The following is a 16,698-nucleotide window of genomic DNA, read 5'->3' as shown; positions in this document are numbered from 1 at the left end:
CAATGAGGAAAGCGTAGAATGCGCGCCTCGGTTGAGACGAAAGGCTCTTAACCAAACGCTCTTTAACAAATCGAATCAAGCAATTCGTGTGGGTGCTTGTGAGTACGGACTGATAGTCGCCAAGATTATCAGCATCACAAGTGACCATGCGAGAAATCACATAGTCATTTGAGATTGCTGAGCCAAGTTTAGGGTTTCTTAAAAACCCAAGCAGTATTGAACTGAAGAGTTTGATCATGGCTCAGATTGAACGCTGGCGGCAGGCCTAACACATGCAAGTCGAGCGGATGACGGGAGCTTGCTCCTTGATTCAGCGGCGGACGGGTGAGTAATGCCTAGGAATCTGCCTGGTAGTGGGGGACAACGTTTCGAAAGGAACGCTAATACCGCATACGTCCTACGGGAGAAAGCAGGGGACCTTCGGGCCTTGCGCTATCAGATGAGCCTAGGTCGGATTAGCTAGTTGGTGAGGTAATGGCTCACCAAGGCGACGATCCGTAACTGGTCTGAGAGGATGATCAGTCACACTGGAACTGAGACACGGTCCAGACTCCTACGGGAGGCAGCAGTGGGGAATATTGGACAATGGGCGAAAGCCTGATCCAGCCATGCCGCGTGTGTGAAGAAGGTCTTCGGATTGTAAAGCACTTTAAGTTGGGAGGAAGGGCAGTAAGTTAATACCTTGCTGTTTTGACGTTACCGACAGAATAAGCACCGGCTAACTCTGTGCCAGCAGCCGCGGTAATACAGAGGGTGCAAGCGTTAATCGGAATTACTGGGCGTAAAGCGCGCGTAGGTGGTTCGTTAAGTTGGATGTGAAAGCCCCGGGCTCAACCTGGGAACTGCATCCAAAACTGGCGAGCTAGAGTATGGTAGAGGGTGGTGGAATTTCCTGTGTAGCGGTGAAATGCGTAGATATAGGAAGGAACACCAGTGGCGAAGGCGACCACCTGGACTGATACTGACACTGAGGTGCGAAAGCGTGGGGAGCAAACAGGATTAGATACCCTGGTAGTCCACGCCGTAAACGATGTCAACTAGCCGTTGGAATCCTTGAGATTTTAGTGGCGCAGCTAACGCATTAAGTTGACCGCCTGGGGAGTACGGCCGCAAGGTTAAAACTCAAATGAATTGACGGGGGCCCGCACAAGCGGTGGAGCATGTGGTTTAATTCGAAGCAACGCGAAGAACCTTACCAGGCCTTGACATGCAGAGAACTTTCCAGAGATGGATGGGTGCCTTCGGGAACTCTGACACAGGTGCTGCATGGCTGTCGTCAGCTCGTGTCGTGAGATGTTGGGTTAAGTCCCGTAACGAGCGCAACCCTTGTCCTTAGTTACCAGCACGTTATGGTGGGCACTCTAAGGAGACTGCCGGTGACAAACCGGAGGAAGGTGGGGATGACGTCAAGTCATCATGGCCCTTACGGCCTGGGCTACACACGTGCTACAATGGTCGGTACAGAGGGTTGCCAAGCCGCGAGGTGGAGCTAATCTCACAAAACCGATCGTAGTCCGGATCGCAGTCTGCAACTCGACTGCGTGAAGTCGGAATCGCTAGTAATCGCGAATCAGAATGTCGCGGTGAATACGTTCCCGGGCCTTGTACACACCGCCCGTCACACCATGGGAGTGGGTTGCACCAGAAGTAGCTAGTCTAACCTTCGGGAGGACGGTTACCACGGTGTGATTCATGACTGGGGTGAAGTCGTAACAAGGTAGCCGTAGGGGAACCTGCGGCTGGATCACCTCCTTAATCGAAGACATCAGCCTGCTGATGAGCTCCCACACGAATTGCTTGATTCATTGTGAAGACGATCAAGACCCTATATAGGTCTGTAGCTCAGTTGGTTAGAGCGCACCCCTGATAAGGGTGAGGTCGGCAGTTCAAATCTGCCCAGACCTACCAATATGCGGGGCCATAGCTCAGCTGGGAGAGCGCCTGCCTTGCACGCAGGAGGTCAGCGGTTCGATCCCGCTTGGCTCCACCACTTACGCTGTACCTTGATCAGAACCTAGAAATGAACATTCGTCGATGAATGTTGATTTCTGGCTTTTGTCAGATCGTTCTTTAAAAATTCGGATATGTGATAGAAATAGACTGAATGCCAGTTTCACTGCTGGTAATTCAGGCTAAGGTAAAATTTGTGAGTTCTCACGAATTTTCGGCGAATGTCGTCTTCACAGTATAACCAGATTGCTTGGGGTTATATGGTCAAGTGAAGAAGCGCATACGGTGGATGCCTTGGCAGTCAGAGGCGATGAAAGACGTGGTAGCCTGCGATAAGCTTTGGGGAGTCGGCAAACAGACTGTGATCCAGAGATCTCTGAATGGGGGAACCCACTCAGCATAAGCTGAGTATCTTGTACTGAATACATAGGTGCAAGAGGCGAACCAGGGGAACTGAAACATCTAAGTACCCTGAGGAAAAGAAATCAACCGAGATTCCCTTAGTAGTGGCGAGCGAACGGGGACCAGCCCTTAAGTTGATTTGAGATTAGTGGAACGCTCTGGAAAGTGCGGCCATAGTGGGTGATAGCCCCGTACACGAAAGTCTCTTTTCAATGAAATCGAGTAGGACGGAGCACGAGAAACTTTGTCTGAACATGGGGGGACCATCCTCCAAGGCTAAATACTACTGACTGACCGATAGTGAACCAGTACCGTGAGGGAAAGGCGAAAAGAACCCCGGAGAGGGGAGTGAAATAGAACCTGAAACCGTATGCGTACAAGCAGTGGGAGCCTACTATGTTAGGTGACTGCGTACCTTTTGTATAATGGGTCAGCGACTTATATTCAGTGGCGAGCTTAACCGAATAGGGGAGGCGTAGCGAAAGCGAGTCTTAATAGGGCGCTTTAGTCGCTGGGTATAGACCCGAAACCGGGCGATCTATCCATGGGCAGGTTGAAGGTTAGGTAACACTGACTGGAGGACCGAACCGACTACCGTTGAAAAGTTAGCGGATGACCTGTGGATCGGAGTGAAAGGCTAATCAAGCTCGGAGATAGCTGGTTCTCCTCGAAAGCTATTTAGGTAGCGCCTCATGTATCACTGCTGGGGGTAGAGCACTGTTTCGGCTAGGGGGTCATCCCGACTTACCAAACCGATGCAAACTCCGAATACCAGCAAGTGCCGAGCATGGGAGACACACGGCGGGTGCTAACGTCCGTCGTGAAAAGGGAAACAACCCAGACCGTCAGCTAAGGTCCCAAAGTCATGGTTAAGTGGGAAACGATGTGGGAAGGCTTAGACAGCTAGGAGGTTGGCTTAGAAGCAGCCACCCTTTAAAGAAAGCGTAATAGCTCACTAGTCGAGTCGGCCTGCGCGGAAGATGTAACGGGGCTCAAACCATGCACCGAAGCTACGGGTATCACCTTTGGTGATGCGGTAGAGGAGCGTTCTGTAAGCCTGTGAAGGTGAGTTGAGAAGCTTGCTGGAGGTATCAGAAGTGCGAATGCTGACATGAGTAACGACAATGCGAGTGAAAAACTCGCACGCCGAAAGACCAAGGTTTCCTGCGCAACGTTAATCGACGCAGGGTTAGTCGGTCCCTAAGGCGAGGCTGAAAAGCGTAGTCGATGGAAAACAGGTTAATATTCCTGTACTTCCAGTTATTGCGATGGAGGGACGGAGAAGGTTAGGCCAGCCTGGCGTTGGTTGTCCAGGTTTAAGGTGGTAGGCTGAAATCTTAGGCAAATCCGGGATTTCAAGGCCGAGAGCTGATGACGAGCGCTCTTTAGAGTGCGAAGTGGTTGATACCATGCTTCCAAGAAAAGCTCCTAAGCTTCAGATAACTGGGAACCGTACCCCAAACCGACACAGGTGGTTAGGTAGAGAATACCAAGGCGCTTGAGAGAACTCGGGTGAAGGAACTAGGCAAAATGGCACCGTAACTTCGGGAGAAGGTGCGCCGGCGAGGGTGAAGGACTTGCTCCGTAAGCCCATGCCGGTCGAAGATACCAGGCCGCTGCGACTGTTTATTAAAAACACAGCACTCTGCAAACACGAAAGTGGACGTATAGGGTGTGACGCCTGCCCGGTGCCGGAAGGTTAATTGATGGGGTTAGCGCAAGCGAAGCTCTTGATCGAAGCCCCGGTAAACGGCGGCCGTAACTATAACGGTCCTAAGGTAGCGAAATTCCTTGTCGGGTAAGTTCCGACCTGCACGAATGGCGTAACGATGGCGGCGCTGTCTCCACCCGAGACTCAGTGAAATTGAAATCGCTGTGAAGATGCAGTGTATCCGCGGCTAGACGGAAAGACCCCGTGAACCTTTACTATAGCTTTGCACTGGACTTTGAGCTTGCTTGTGTAGGATAGGTGGGAGGCTTTGAAGTGGGGACGCCAGTTCTCATGGAGCCATCCTTGAAATACCACCCTGGCAACCTTGAGGTTCTAACTCAGGTCCGTAATCCGGATCGAGGACAGTGTATGGTGGGTAGTTTGACTGGGGCGGTCTCCTCCCAAAGAGTAACGGAGGAGTACGAAGGTGCGCTCAGACCGGTCGGAAATCGGTCGTAGAGTATAAAGGCAAAAGCGCGCTTGACTGCGAGACACACACGTCGAGCAGGTACGAAAGTAGGTCTTAGTGATCCGGTGGTTCTGTATGGAAGGGCCATCGCTCAACGGATAAAAGGTACTCCGGGGATAACAGGCTGATACCGCCCAAGAGTTCATATCGACGGCGGTGTTTGGCACCTCGATGTCGGCTCATCACATCCTGGGGCTGAAGCCGGTCCCAAGGGTATGGCTGTTCGCCATTTAAAGTGGTACGCGAGCTGGGTTTAGAACGTCGTGAGACAGTTCGGTCCCTATCTGCCGTGGACGTTTGAGATTTGAGAGGGGCTGCTCCTAGTACGAGAGGACCGGAGTGGACGAACCTCTGGTGTTCCGGTTGTCACGCCAGTGGCATTGCCGGGTAGCTATGTTCGGAAGAGATAACCGCTGAAAGCATCTAAGCGGGAAACTTGCCTCAAGATGAGATCTCACTGGGATCTTGAATCCCCTGAAGGGCCGTCGAAGACTACGACGTTGATAGGTTGGGTGTGTAAGCGCTGTGAGGCGTTGAGCTAACCAATACTAATTGCCCGTGAGGCTTGACCATATAACACCCAAGCAATCTGCCTTGCAGATTGCGGTGGTGAAGACGAAACGAACCGAAAGTTCGAAGCGACTCACAAAGATCACATATCCGAATTGGCTGGCGTGTCTGCAAGGACGCACTGGCAACCGAATTTCTTGACGACCATAGAGCATTGGAACCACCTGATCCCATCCCGAACTCAGCAGTGAAACGATGCATCGCCGATGGTAGTGTGGGGTTTCCCCATGTGAGAGTAGGTCATCGTCAAGATTCATTTCGCAAAACCCCTATCTGCGCGAGCAGGTAGGGGTTTTGTCTTTAAGTAGAGAGTACAGAGATTCGCAGGCACGTCCTTGAGACGGTCCAGCACACAGAATTTCTTGACGACCATAGAGCATTGGAACCACCTGATCCCATCCCGAACTCAGCAGTGAAACGATGCATCGCCGATGGTAGTGTGGGGTTTCCCCATGTGAGAGTAGGTCATCGTCAAGATTCATTTCGCAAAACCCCTATCTGCGTGAGCAGGTAGGGGTTTTGTCTTTCTGGCGTCCAAGAAAAACCGCTGCTGTGGTCAGTGCACTTCCCACAACAGCGGCCTGGGTTATCGCCTTCAGCTCAGCAGATTGCGCACGTTCGCCATCGCCTCATCGGCAAAGCCCTGGAGAAATGCCTGGAAGCCTGGCAATGCCTCCGGGCCGCCCTCCCAAGGTTCGGCCTGGATAGTCCAGACCGCACGGCTGCGATGCGCATCCAGCGCCTCGACCTGCATCGCAGCCCACAGGTTGCCGATATTCAGGCTGGTGTAGATCAGGCTCCAAGTCATCTGCATTGTCTGCTCGTCTCGCGAGTTCAACTGCTCGATGACCACATTGCCGTCCTTGAACAGTTTCTTGCGCACCGAACGTACGCCGCTTCCGGTCATGTCGATGTGGGCCAAAGCGGGGATGAACACCGGGAAGCCGGCGAAGTTGCCAACGATATTCCATACCGCCTCCGCCGAGGCTGCAATGTCCACGCTGGATACCACCAGGCAGCCTTGTGGATTACGGATCAGCGTGTCGGGTTTGAGTGTTTGCATGCGATGTTGCTCCTGTTGTGGATGAATCGAAGGAATCAGAGAAAGCCGATAGCGCTCAGGTAGCGGCAGCCGCGACGCAGCAACTGCGCGTCCTTGGCCGGGTAGCAGACACCCATGCGCCGAACGCCCTCGCGGGCATTACCGTGCTCGATGCTGGAGATATCGCCGATGTCTTCCTCGAAGCCGTCGAGGTAAAAGCCCAGGACATCGAACAGCGCGTTGTCGCGATCTACCCGACTCAACTGGCCTTGCCACTGCTCCACCTCGACCAGCTCGAAGTGGTGGCCCTGCTCGCGGAACGCGGCCAGGTAGTCTTGCCAACGCAGCGGTTCGGGGTTGTGCAGGTTGAAGACGCATTGCGCGGGGTGGTGCCTGCTGCTGTGGAAGGCGATGAAGCGGGCGAGGAAGTCCACCGGCATGAGGTCGAAATCGATCTCCAGTCGTGGTACCTGGCCCAGCTGCAGTGAGCCCTTGAGCATCAGCATCAAGCGATTGCGCTGGGGCTGGCATACGCCATTGCGGCTGTCGAAGCTGATATTCCCGGGGCGGAACAGATTTACCCGTACCCCTGCTTCACGCGCCCGCTGGAGAATACGTTCGCCGACCCATTTGCTCAGGTTGTAGCCGTTGCGGATGTAGATCGGCGGAGTCGACACGGGGCCTTGCTCCAGCACGCGGCCGTCGCTGTCCATTGCGCTACACGCAGAGAGCGTCGAGACGAAGTTGAAGACCTTCTTGCGCCGCCCTTCGCACAGGCGAAGGCACTCGAACAGCGGTTCGATGTTGTCGCTGGCCAGGGCCTGGTAGTCGAGTACGTGATTGACCTGGGCGGCGTTGTGCACCAGTGCACCGTAGTTCAGGTCGAGATCGTCGTAGTCCGCGTCGCTCAACCCCAGCCGAGGCCGGCGCAGGTCCGCGTCGAATACCCGCACGCGCTCATCATCGAGGCTCAGCTGATTGTCTGTCAGCGCCTGCCTGAAGCGTTCTCTGGCCGTCTGGGTTGCGTTGCTACGTACCAGGCACGCCACCTCCGTGGCCCCCCAGCCGAGCAGTGCTTCGACCAGATGCACGCCGAGAAAGCTGTTGGCGCCCGTGACGATGACCTTGTGCACATCTCCCATGGCCTGCAGGGGCAGTACCTGAAGGTTCAAGTCACGGTTGGCGTCCTGCTCCAGGCGTTCGAGTGAACTGTCCAGTGCGGCAGCGTCACCGTCGAGCAACGCACCCAGGCGCTGTAGCGTCGGCTGTTCGATGAAGCGATTGATCGCCACGCCGCGACCGAAGGCGTGACGCACCTCCAGCAGCAGCCTCGACAGCAGGATCGAATGTCCGCCCAGGCTGAAGAAGCTGTCGTCGGCGGAAATATCCGCCTGGTCCAGTTCCAGCAGCTCACTCCAGAGCCCCAGCAGACGCTGTTCGGTTGGTGTGCTGGGTGCTACTCGCTGTGCCGCTGGCAACGTCAGTGGCAGCGTCCGCAACGCCAGGCGGTCGACCTTGCCATTAGCGGTGTAGGGCATCTGCTCCAACACCTGGTAGAACCCCGGACGCATGTAGTCGGGCAGATGCCGCTCAGCATGCTGACGCAGTGCAGTGTCGGCCTGATGGCTTGTCGGCTGCGCAGCGAAAGCCAGCACGCGGCGCTGGGCATCGATCACCACCGCGATCTGTGCATACAGGCCGCTGTTGCGCAGGCAGTGTTCGATTTCTTCCGGCTCTACGCGAAATCCACGGATTTTCACCTGATTGTCGCGTCGCCCGCACAGCTCGATGCCCTGTGCGGTCCATTTGCCAATGTCACCTGTACGGTAGGTACGCAGCGAACGGCCATCGGGCAAGTCGAGTGCGATGAAACGCTCGGCGGTCAGTTCTGGATTGTTGAGATACCCCAGCCCGACCCCCGGGCCGCAGATGTACAGTTCTCCGGGCGTCTGCTGAGTGACCGGCTGCAAATCGTCGTCCAGGATCAGCACCTGAGTATTGGCGATCGGCACCCCCAGGTTGCGATTACTGTCACCGGCAGCGCAGATGCGAGTAGTCGCCAATACCGTGGTTTCGGTTGGGCCATAGATGTTGTGCATCCGGCATTGTTCGCTGTACCGAGCGATGACCTGGGGCTCGCAGACATCGCCTCCGGTGATCAGGTGGCGCAGGCCAAGCGGTTCATCAGGCGGGAGGATGCTCAGCAGTGCTGGCGGCAGAAACGCATGGCTCACGGCCTGGCTGTGGATAAGTTGCACCAGTAGCTGCGGATCACGGCGCTGGTCATCGCTGGGAATGACCAGTTCCGCGCCGCAGGCGAAGGTCGGCAGGATATCCAGCAGCGAGGCATCGAAGCCGATGGTTGAGAACTGCAGCACCCGGCTGTGCGCATCCAGCGCGACATGCTCGCGATACCAGGCGATGAAGTGGGTGAGGTTGCGCTGGCTGAGCAACACGCCTTTCGGTTGGCCGGTGGTGCCAGAGGTGTAGGTCGCCACGCAGGCCCGCTCTGCTGTCCCTTGCCGCAGGACCAGCGAGGGCAGGCAACTGTCAGTGGCCGCCTGCAGCGTGCGCACATCCAGCAGGGCCAGTCCGGCATGTGGCTGGCCGTCATGCAGCAGTACCCGCGCCCCGGAGTCCTGCAGGATACGTTGGCGACGCTCTGTGGGCGTCGTCGGGTCCAGTGGCAGGTAGATTGCGCCGCAACCCAATATCGCCAGCACGCTGGCATAGAGTGCCGGCGACTTGGCCAGACACACGCCCACCACCACAGGCTGATCGTCCTGATCAGGCAGTAATGGCATCAGTGCCCGTTGCAAGGTTACGGCGAGAGCGTGCAGGTCGTGATAGCTGCTGCGCTGGCCATCGCGGTTCAGCGCCGGTTTCTGCGCGTACTGGCGCAGAGGCTGCTCCAGGCCCTCCATCAAGCCGACTTCACTCGATACCAGCAGGTCTGCGCGCTGGGAGCGGTTGAACGGATGACGGTAGGCCAGCGTTTGCAGCCAATCCAGGCCGTGCTCACGCATCTGTAGGCCAGGCTCGACGGTGCACGTTTCGCTCAGGTGTTGCGGATCGCGGGCGAGGCAGGCGACCTGATGGGTGACCTGCTCCTCCAAAGCTCGCACGGCATCTTCACGCAGTTGCTGGCCATTGCCCGAGGAGGGTGCGACCAATGATACCCGGCTGATCAGGCGCGCAGCCGTGGCACTGGCGCACCAGCACAGCAGTTCCAGGTGTGGCAGGGTGTCGCCGTGGCTGGTGCCCAGGCGGATCCTGAGCAACGGCGTTTCCCCCAGGAGGGCCCAGTCACTGGTGCACAGCACCAGGCTGCCGTCTTCCAGAACCAGAGAGTGATGGCTAGCCAGGGCCTGGCGTAGCGCCGAGGGTGTACCGGCCAGCAGGGTGCCGTGGCCCTGCTCGTCGAGTATCCGGGCCAGGTTGCGCAGCGCGAGGCTGTGGCCGACCAATAGTATGTCGAGACGTCGCATGCGGATCTCCTCAGGGCAGGTAGCCGCGCAGGGCTTCCTGCACGCAAGGCGACTCGAGCATCGAGCTGCTGCGGAAGAAGCGCAGGATGTTGCCCAGCAACGGATGCTGGTGGTTGATCGGATAGGCCAGGCCGAGCACTTCTTCGCGCAGCGACTGGCGCAGTGTTTCGTTGACTGGCAACGCCTCGATCAGGTTGAAGTCGAAGGCCTGCTGGATGTCGTTGGTCAGGTACTGGCCCAGGAACACGGGCAGCACCTGGGCGATCATCTGGCGATCGACCTCCGGCGCGCCTTGCCAATAGATCCGCGTCAGACGCGCCCAGAAGCTCGAATGCCGACCCTCGTCGAGCAGGTGATCGGCCATCAGCCCCTTCACCGAAGGCTTGACCGTGTCATCGCGGGCAAAGGCGGCGACATCGTCGGTCAGGGTGTTTTCGGCGATGCCGACGCAGATCAGCTCAAGGGCGTCCCGCAGCGCTTCTGGCACCTGTGCCAGTGCAGAGGGGATCGCACGGCTGAGTTCGATCTCGGCAGGCAGGGCGATCGGCTCAAGGCCGGTCAGGGCGATGGTCTGCTGCAGGAAGTCCATGGCCACCAGCGCGTGGTAGTCCTCGTCGACCACCACGGTCATTGCGTCGTAGCGACAGGCGAAGGGAAAACGCACGGTGAAGCGGTCCTTGGCAATCCGCCGGGCCGTGCGGTCGACGATCTCGGTCTCGAAGATCACCACGTCGTTGATGAACTTGTAGAGGCTCTGCACCAGCACGAAATCACGCAGGTGTGGGCAAGCCCGTTGGAAGGTAGCGCTTTGCACCAATGGTTGGCGGCTGAGCGGGTAGATCAGCCGCTGGTCGTCCTCGATCCGACGCCGCGGGCGGGTGCGGATGGTGGCACGCTCCTCCCATGCGTCGGCGAAGGAGCGGTATTCGAGCGCATTCATGGCGTGACCTCGCTGGCGGCTACCTGCAGCGAGGCGCGCAGACGGTCCCACAACGCGGTGCGGCTCTGGACAGCGGCGATGGCGGCTTCGTACACCTCGTGCTGACGTTGCGGGTCATCGTTCACCAGGCGCGCCAGCAGCGCTTCGGCGGCCGGGCCGTGATCTTCGGCGTCGACCTCGATGTGGCGCTGCAGGTAATAGCGGAAGGTCGGGGCCTGCGCCTGGCCGATGCCCCACTCGTCGAGGATCTGCTGGAACATCGCCGGAATGACACTTTCGCGGCCATGCAGGAAGGCGGCTGCCACGCGATGGGCAGGCGCGTTGAGTGCCACGTCCAGTGTGTCGACGACGAAGTGCCTGGCTGCCTCGCTGGCGCCACATCGCTGCAGGGCGGTGGCGTAGTCGAGCCCCTGTTGTTGCAGGTGGACGAAGCGTTCGATGGCCTGGGTGCTGGCACCGACCTCGCGCATGGCGTCCAGGTACAGTTCGAAGTGGCTGTAGTGGCCGTGCTGCGGGCAGTCATCAGACTCTTCGCCGAGCACGATCTCGTTGATCAGCCGGGCAGCGGCGGGGTCTGCAGGTGGAAGCCAGGGCAGGCTTACGCAGGTCAGTTCCCGTTGCAGGCGCTTGGTCAGCGACATGAAGTCCCACACCGCGAAAACATGGGTTTCCATGAAGCGTTGCAAGGTTTCAACGGTGTCGATTTCTGAAAAGAGTGGATGTCGTGCGAGCGTGGCTTTATGACTGGCAAGTGTGCGCTTCAATGTGCTCATGAGTAATATCCATTGTGCGAAAGTTGGCATGTTTTCCCGATAAGTTGCAGCCTCTGAAATACATCGGGCGAACGCGGGCCTCGACATATACTCGATGGCTGAACAGTCTCAGGGATAATGGCCGCCCCTTGATTCATCTGGCTTGTGTGGAGTCAAGCCGTGGTGGGTGCCGGCGATATAAAAGTTAGAACAACATTAAAGTTTGTCGCAAATGGTTTTTGAAATATTTTTAATATTTAAAAAATTTCATTAATAGTGATCCGAATAAAACATTTTTGAATGTTTTATTTTGGCAAGACAGGCCCCTTCCGATAATTAATCATCAGAAAACGAAGTTGAGTGAATGCCTCACTCGAAGCACTGGTGAATGGGAGTGCGAGGATATTCCACTGTTGAGGGGCGGCTGATCGCCACGCGGCCCTTGCCCCGGTGTCGGGCTCCTTCTGCGGGTAAATGGAAGGCATACGACCGGGCCCGGGATGGACGATCAGCAGTCGCAGCGCGACTAGAGTGGGCTCAAACGACTCGCGCTGCCATGGTCATCGGCAGCGTATCGGGGGAAACAAGGACCTCAAGAGGGGGAGTTGCGTGCTTAGAAGCCCAGCAAGCCAAGATGCGTGTTGAAGATTCTGACGAGTCTTTGGTCTTGATATGACTTGTCGACGCTGTGCTCGGGCAGCTCGATGAGCTCCAGTTCGCGCCGGATGAAGGCGTGCCAGCCAAGCATTTCGGGGAGTGTTCCAGGTGGGTAGAGCACCGTCACCGGTATCCGTATGGCATTCGCGCTGGCAGCAGGCTCGGCGACCCTTGGGCTGTCACAGCTGGAAACAAACAAATGGCGGGTCTGCTCGGGGTATTCGCGTTCCGCGAGTTGGGCAAGCTCGAACGCCATGTGGGCGCCCAGGCGCTGACCAAAAAGGGCATGGGGCCCTTCAAGGTACGGATGCAGGTACTTGGCCACGGTTCGGGCGAGGGCGGAGGGGCCTTGCAGCGGATTACACGGGCTGCATTCGGCATGGCGTCTGACATCCACCGCTACCAGTTCGATATGGTCGCTCAGGGCATGGGACCAGGCGCGGTATTGCCCCAGGTGCTCCTGGCTGCAGGCAAGGCAGATGAGACGGGTTCTCGGGGGTTGCCCGGAGTGCTCGGTTACCGATGGTTTCTGGACGTGCACTGTCTGTCCTTCGCTCCGTTCGGTAACGGAGCTTCATGGCTGACACGGCTTGTGGCTGTGTCAGCGGGTGATTCACCTGGCGGCTTGGCTGTTCAGGTAGTTCCTGATGGTGCGGGATGCCGTATTGAGGTGCCTTTCCAGCACGTCGATGGCCTGGTCGACCAACTTGTCGCTGGCCGCGTCCACCAGTGCGATATGGTCGTCCTGAGTCAGCTTTCCCAGGCCCATCGACGACAGGTGGAAGCGCAGGAAACGCTCCTCTTCGTTGAGTTCGATCTCGATCATGCGCAGCAACTTGTGGTTGTGCGCCTTGCTGTACAGCGTCATGTGGAACAGGCGGTTGAGGCGTCCGATCTCGGCGTGGCGCGTCTCGTTTTCCAGTTGCTGGATATAGCTGCGGGCGAGGGCGATGTCGCTTGCGTCCAGGTGGGGAATCGACTGGCGCAGCGCTTCTGTCTCGAGCAGAACGCGCAGGCCGTAGGTGTCGACGGCATCCTCGTCGATCAGCGGTGCGACCACGGCGCCCTTGTGCATCACCACCTTGAGCAGTGATTGCGCCTCGAGCTGGCGCAGCGCCTCGCGTACCGGCATGCGGCTGACCCCGAACAGGCCAGCGAGCTCCTGCTGGCGCAAGGCAGTGCCAGGAGGCAGCCGGCCATCGACAATGGCGCTGCGCAGACGCTCTTCGATCACGCTGCGGGCCAGGTGTGCTGGCACCTGCTCGTTACCCAGCACGGAGCTGAGGAATCTGGTTTTCTCGGCCACGCGGAGTCTGCCTCGATGATTGCGATGATTGGATCCAATAACCCTAGCCAGCGGGGTGATGGCTTGTCAAACCGCGGTGACGGACGCCTGCGGCCGATGGAGTGCGGCTATCGTGAATGAAGTCATCGAGCAAAGGAAGTCGGACTTTTCCTGGCTCGATGATCGTAACCTCCTACGCTTTTTCAAGTGCACCGTGATTGTAAGGTGCCATTGTCTTTTCCCCCGGCAAGCCGCACCATCGCTGCTTTCGACTGGTCTGGATGGGTGTTCGCAGTGGCGATACCTGGAATGCTCAATTTGGCCGTGCGTCGCCTCGGCCTTGCCGTACTGCTTGGCTGCCTGCTGCTGGGCGGCCTGCATGCGGATTGGGATTTCGCCCAGATCAGCCGTCGCGCGCAACAGCTGTACGGTCCGCTTGGCCCAGGGCAGGGGCGTATCGACGCCTGGCAGAACCTGATGGCCACGCAGAACCAAGGCAGCGAGCTGGACAAACTGCAGGTCGTCAATCTGTTCTTCAACAAGCAGCTGCGTTATGTCGAGGACATCGACCTGTGGCATGAAGTCGATTACTGGGCCACGCCGGTCCAGTCGCTGATCAAGGGCGCCGGCGACTGCGAGGACTACGCCATCGCCAAGTATTTCAGCTTGCGCCGCATGGGGGTGCCCGCCGAAAAACTGCGCATCACCTACGTCAAGGCGTTGCGCCTGAACCGGGCGCACATGGTCCTGACCTATTATTCAAGCCCACAGGCCCAGCCGCTGGTGCTGGACAGCCTGATGGACGCGATCAAGCCGGCCAGCCAGCGCAACGACCTGCTGCCGGTCTATGCCTTCAATGGCGAGGGTTTGTGGCTGACCGGCGCCGGCGGCAACAAGAAGGTCGGCGACACCAAGCGCCTGTCACGCTGGCAGGACGTGCTGAAGAAAATGCAGGCCGAAGGGTTCCCGGCCGAACCGGTTTATTGAGGAGCACAGATGTCACTGTTCAAACAATTGTTGCTTGCCATATGCCTGCTCCTGGCCATCGCCTTCAGTGGCAGCTTCATGGTCAGCCTGGAGAGTTCGCGCAGCCAGTACGTCAACCAGCTGCGCTCCCACGCCCAGGACGCGGCGACGGCGCTGGCCTTGTCGCTCACACCCAACATCGATGATCCGGCAATGGTCGAGCTGATGGTCAGCTCGATCTTCGACAGTGGTTATTACTCGAGCATCAAGGTCATCGACCTGGACTCCAACGCCGTCCTGGTCGAGCGTCATGCCGAGCCGGACAGCAACGGGGTACCAGGGTGGTTCATCGGCCTGATCGGGCTTGAGCCGGCCGGCGGCGATGCCATTGTCAGCCGGGGATGGCAGCAGGCCGCGCGGGTCGAGGTCATCAGCCACCCGATGTTCGCCCTGGCCAAGCTCTGGCAGAGTGCCCTGGGCAGCCTGGGCTGGTTGCTGCTGTGCGGCGTGGTGAGTGCGGTGCTGGGTGCACTGCTGCTGCGCCGCCAACTGCGGCCGCTGGACTACATGGTGGCGCAGTCCCACGCGATCGCCCGCCGTGAGTTCCTCAGCCTGCCTGAGCTGCCGCGCACGCCAGAGCTGCGTCGGGTGGTGCAGGCGATGAACCAGATGGTCGAGAAGCTCAAGGCACTGTTCACCGAACAGGCCGAGCGCAGTGAAAAGCTGCGCAGCGAGTCGTACCAGGACAGCCTCACCGGGCTGGCCAACCGGCGCTACTTCGAAATGCAGTTGAACACGCGTGTCAGCAACCTCGAAGAGGCTCGAGCCGGTTATCTGCTGTTGCTGCGGGTGCAGGACCTGGCCGGCCTCAACGCCCGCCTGGGTGGTCAGCGCACCGACCAGTTGTTGCAGGCGGTGGGCGAGCAGCTGCGGCGCACATGTGCCAGCTACCCGGAAACCAAGGACCTGATCACCCGCAGCCGCGGTGGCGAGTTTGCTGTTCTGGCACCGGGCATGGTGCATGAAGAGGCGGTGCAACTGGCACAGGCCCTCGAGGCGACCTTGCAGAGCCTGCATGTGACAGGTGCCAGCGATGTCGACCCGGTGGCGTGTATCGGATTGGCGCCGTTCAGCCCTGGGGACGCACCGCAAGCCCTGTTGAAGCTGGCTGACGAGGCGCTGGCACGGGCCGAGAGCCAACCGGAGCCAGGCTGGGTCTGCCTGGAGCAGGGCGCTGCTGCCCAGGCTGCCGACAGCCATCACGCCTGGCATTCACGTCTTGACCAGGCTCTGGACAAGGGGCAGTTCCAACTGTTCTTCCAGCCCGTGGTGGACTGCCATGCGCCAGAGCGAGTCCTGCACTACAAAGTGATTTCGCGCCTGTACGACGGACAGGACGAGGCGCTTGTCGCAGGGCGCTTCCTGCCGTGGCTCGAGCGTTTCGGCTGGATGCCACGGCTCGACCTGCTGGTGCTGGAGAAGGTGTTGCGGCATCTGCAGCAGCATGGTGAGTCGCTGGCGCTGAACCTGTCTGCCGCCACCCTGGCCGATGCCAAGGCATTGCAGCGAGTCTACGAACTGCTGGGGCAGCATGCGGCATTGGGGCCGAGGTTGACCTTCGAGATCGGCGAGGAGCAACTGCCAGAACAGGCACAGCTGGAAAAACTGACCCGCCATTTGCACAAGCTCGGCTTCGGCCTGGCGCTGCAGCGCTTCGGCGGGCGCTTCAGCATGATCGGCAACCTGGCTCACCTGGGCTTGGCGTACCTGAAGATCGATGGCGGTTATATCCGCAGCATCGACCAGGAGCGGCACAAGCGGCTGTTCATCGAAGCGATCCAGGGGGCGGCGCACAGCATCGACCTGCCGTTGATTGCTGAGCGCGTCGAGACCGAAGGCGAGCTGCAGGTGTTGCGCGAGATGGGTGTGCAGGGGATTCAGGGGCAGTTGGTGGGCGAGCCTGCGCCCTGGAAATAAGGACGGTGTTGCGATCCGAAAAGGTGTGCCGCTCTTTCGCGGGTAGATCGGCACCCCGACTCACCCGCGAAACGAGCAGCGCGGTGTAAGCAACTCTTCAGATCAACCCGCCTTCTTCATCTTCTTCGATCAGGTTGTTCAGGCTTCCCAGCGCCTTGCGCGCGGTGGAGCGGTTGAGCAGTTTTGCTTGGGCGCCGGGAGGCAGGTCGGTGATGCTGAACACGCCCTTGGCGGTCAACACCTCGATCAGGTCCTCGAGCACACGGATCATGTCCAGATCGCTCTGTTTGAGCTGCTTGAGACTGTTCTCCACGACGTCATCGGCGAACCATTCCTGAATTTCGGCATGGTCGGCCGGCAGCGCTTCGGTGTACTCGGCAAAGGCAGCTGCTTCTACCCGCAGCAACTGGCCGTTGGCGTCGCGTTGCACGTAGAACATGGCATCGACCCTCGTCACGATGATTCCTTCTTGGTTGTCAGCAGCATAGG

At 58.6% G+C, this 16,698-nt stretch carries 9 protein-coding genes, 2 tRNA genes and 4 rRNA genes; 8 read left to right on the top strand and 7 right to left on the bottom strand.

Annotated elements, in window-relative coordinates; translation table 11 throughout:
• Positions 1 to 218 precede the first annotated feature (218 nt).
• From ACMGGG_RS23255 to rrf (ACMGGG_RS23230), 6 genes are all read left to right on the top strand, one after another.
• A 16S ribosomal RNA gene (locus ACMGGG_RS23255) occupies positions 219 to 1,755 on the top strand.
• Positions 1,756 to 1,831: 76 nt separating this feature from the next.
• Positions 1,832 to 1,908, top strand: a tRNA-Ile gene (locus tag ACMGGG_RS23250).
• A gap of 6 nt (positions 1,909 to 1,914) precedes the next feature.
• Positions 1,915 to 1,990: transfer RNA gene (locus ACMGGG_RS23245), tRNA-Ala, on the top strand.
• A 222-nt stretch (positions 1,991 to 2,212) separates the two neighbouring features.
• A 23S ribosomal RNA gene (locus tag ACMGGG_RS23240) occupies positions 2,213 to 5,105 on the top strand.
• A gap of 133 nt (positions 5,106 to 5,238) precedes the next feature.
• Positions 5,239 to 5,354: ribosomal RNA gene (gene rrf / locus ACMGGG_RS23235) — 5S ribosomal RNA — on the top strand.
• Between the two features lie 109 nt (positions 5,355 to 5,463).
• Positions 5,464 to 5,579: ribosomal RNA gene (rrf, locus tag ACMGGG_RS23230) — 5S ribosomal RNA — on the top strand.
• Together the 16S, 23S and 5S rRNA genes with 2 tRNA genes alongside form the textbook arrangement of a ribosomal RNA operon.
• 118 nt (positions 5,580 to 5,697) lie before the next feature.
• Here rrf (ACMGGG_RS23230) and ACMGGG_RS23225 read toward each other — a convergent pair.
• From ACMGGG_RS23225 to ACMGGG_RS23200, 6 genes are all read right to left on the bottom strand, one after another.
• Positions 5,698 to 6,165, bottom strand: coding sequence for an SRPBCC family protein (locus ACMGGG_RS23225; RefSeq protein WP_414154507.1), 468 nt, complete (start codon positions 6,163 to 6,165; stop codon positions 5,698 to 5,700).
• 35 nt (positions 6,166 to 6,200) lie between these two features.
• Positions 6,201 to 9,632 carry an amino acid adenylation domain-containing protein gene (locus ACMGGG_RS23220; protein ID WP_414154506.1) on the bottom strand — a complete coding sequence of 1,144 codons (3,432 nt, stop codon included), beginning with the start codon at positions 9,630 to 9,632 and terminating at the stop codon, positions 6,201 to 6,203.
• 10 nt (positions 9,633 to 9,642) lie between these two features.
• On the bottom strand, positions 9,643 to 10,572 hold the full coding sequence (locus ACMGGG_RS23215) for a diiron oxygenase (protein ID WP_414154505.1): 930 nt from the start codon (positions 10,570 to 10,572) through the stop codon (positions 9,643 to 9,645).
• A complete protein-coding gene (locus tag ACMGGG_RS23210; RefSeq protein ID WP_151926559.1) occupies positions 10,569 to 11,345 on the bottom strand; it encodes a DUF3050 domain-containing protein in 777 nt (258 codons plus the stop codon). The genes ACMGGG_RS23215 and ACMGGG_RS23210 overlap by 4 nt, the downstream gene beginning before the upstream one ends.
• Before the next feature lie 592 nt (positions 11,346 to 11,937).
• Positions 11,938 to 12,522, bottom strand: coding sequence for a thioesterase II family protein (locus ACMGGG_RS23205; protein ID WP_063541784.1), 585 nt, complete (start codon positions 12,520 to 12,522; stop codon positions 11,938 to 11,940).
• A gap of 72 nt (positions 12,523 to 12,594) precedes the next feature.
• Positions 12,595 to 13,287 carry a GntR family transcriptional regulator gene (locus ACMGGG_RS23200; RefSeq protein WP_112899477.1) on the bottom strand — a complete coding sequence of 231 codons (693 nt, stop codon included), beginning with the start codon at positions 13,285 to 13,287 and terminating at the stop codon, positions 12,595 to 12,597.
• A 204-nt stretch (positions 13,288 to 13,491) separates the two neighbouring features.
• On the opposite strand from ACMGGG_RS23200, the gene lapG reads away from it, so the two are divergent.
• Both lapG and lapD read left to right on the top strand, forming a co-directional pair.
• Complete coding sequence (gene lapG / locus ACMGGG_RS23195) at positions 13,492 to 14,253, top strand: cysteine protease LapG (protein WP_172964801.1); 762 nt, start codon at positions 13,492 to 13,494, stop codon at positions 14,251 to 14,253.
• Between the two features lie 9 nt (positions 14,254 to 14,262).
• Positions 14,263 to 16,209 (top strand): cyclic di-GMP receptor LapD, encoded by a 1,947-nt coding sequence (lapD, locus tag ACMGGG_RS23190; RefSeq protein ID WP_065862969.1) that lies wholly within the window; start codon positions 14,263 to 14,265, stop codon positions 16,207 to 16,209.
• Between the two features lie 97 nt (positions 16,210 to 16,306).
• On the opposite strand, the gene ACMGGG_RS23185 is transcribed toward lapD, so the two are convergent.
• Positions 16,307 to 16,648: a hypothetical protein gene (locus ACMGGG_RS23185; RefSeq protein ID WP_054895500.1), complete on the bottom strand. Its 342-nt coding sequence runs from the start codon at positions 16,646 to 16,648 to the stop codon at positions 16,307 to 16,309.
• Between the last annotated feature and the right edge of the window lie 50 nt (positions 16,649 to 16,698).

The sequence above is a fragment of the Pseudomonas sp. BNK-44-b genome (assembly GCF_047456245.1).
Classification (GTDB): domain Bacteria; phylum Pseudomonadota; class Gammaproteobacteria; order Pseudomonadales; family Pseudomonadaceae; genus Aquipseudomonas; species Aquipseudomonas machongensis.
This window is presented reverse-complemented; position numbering and strand designations above follow the sequence as displayed.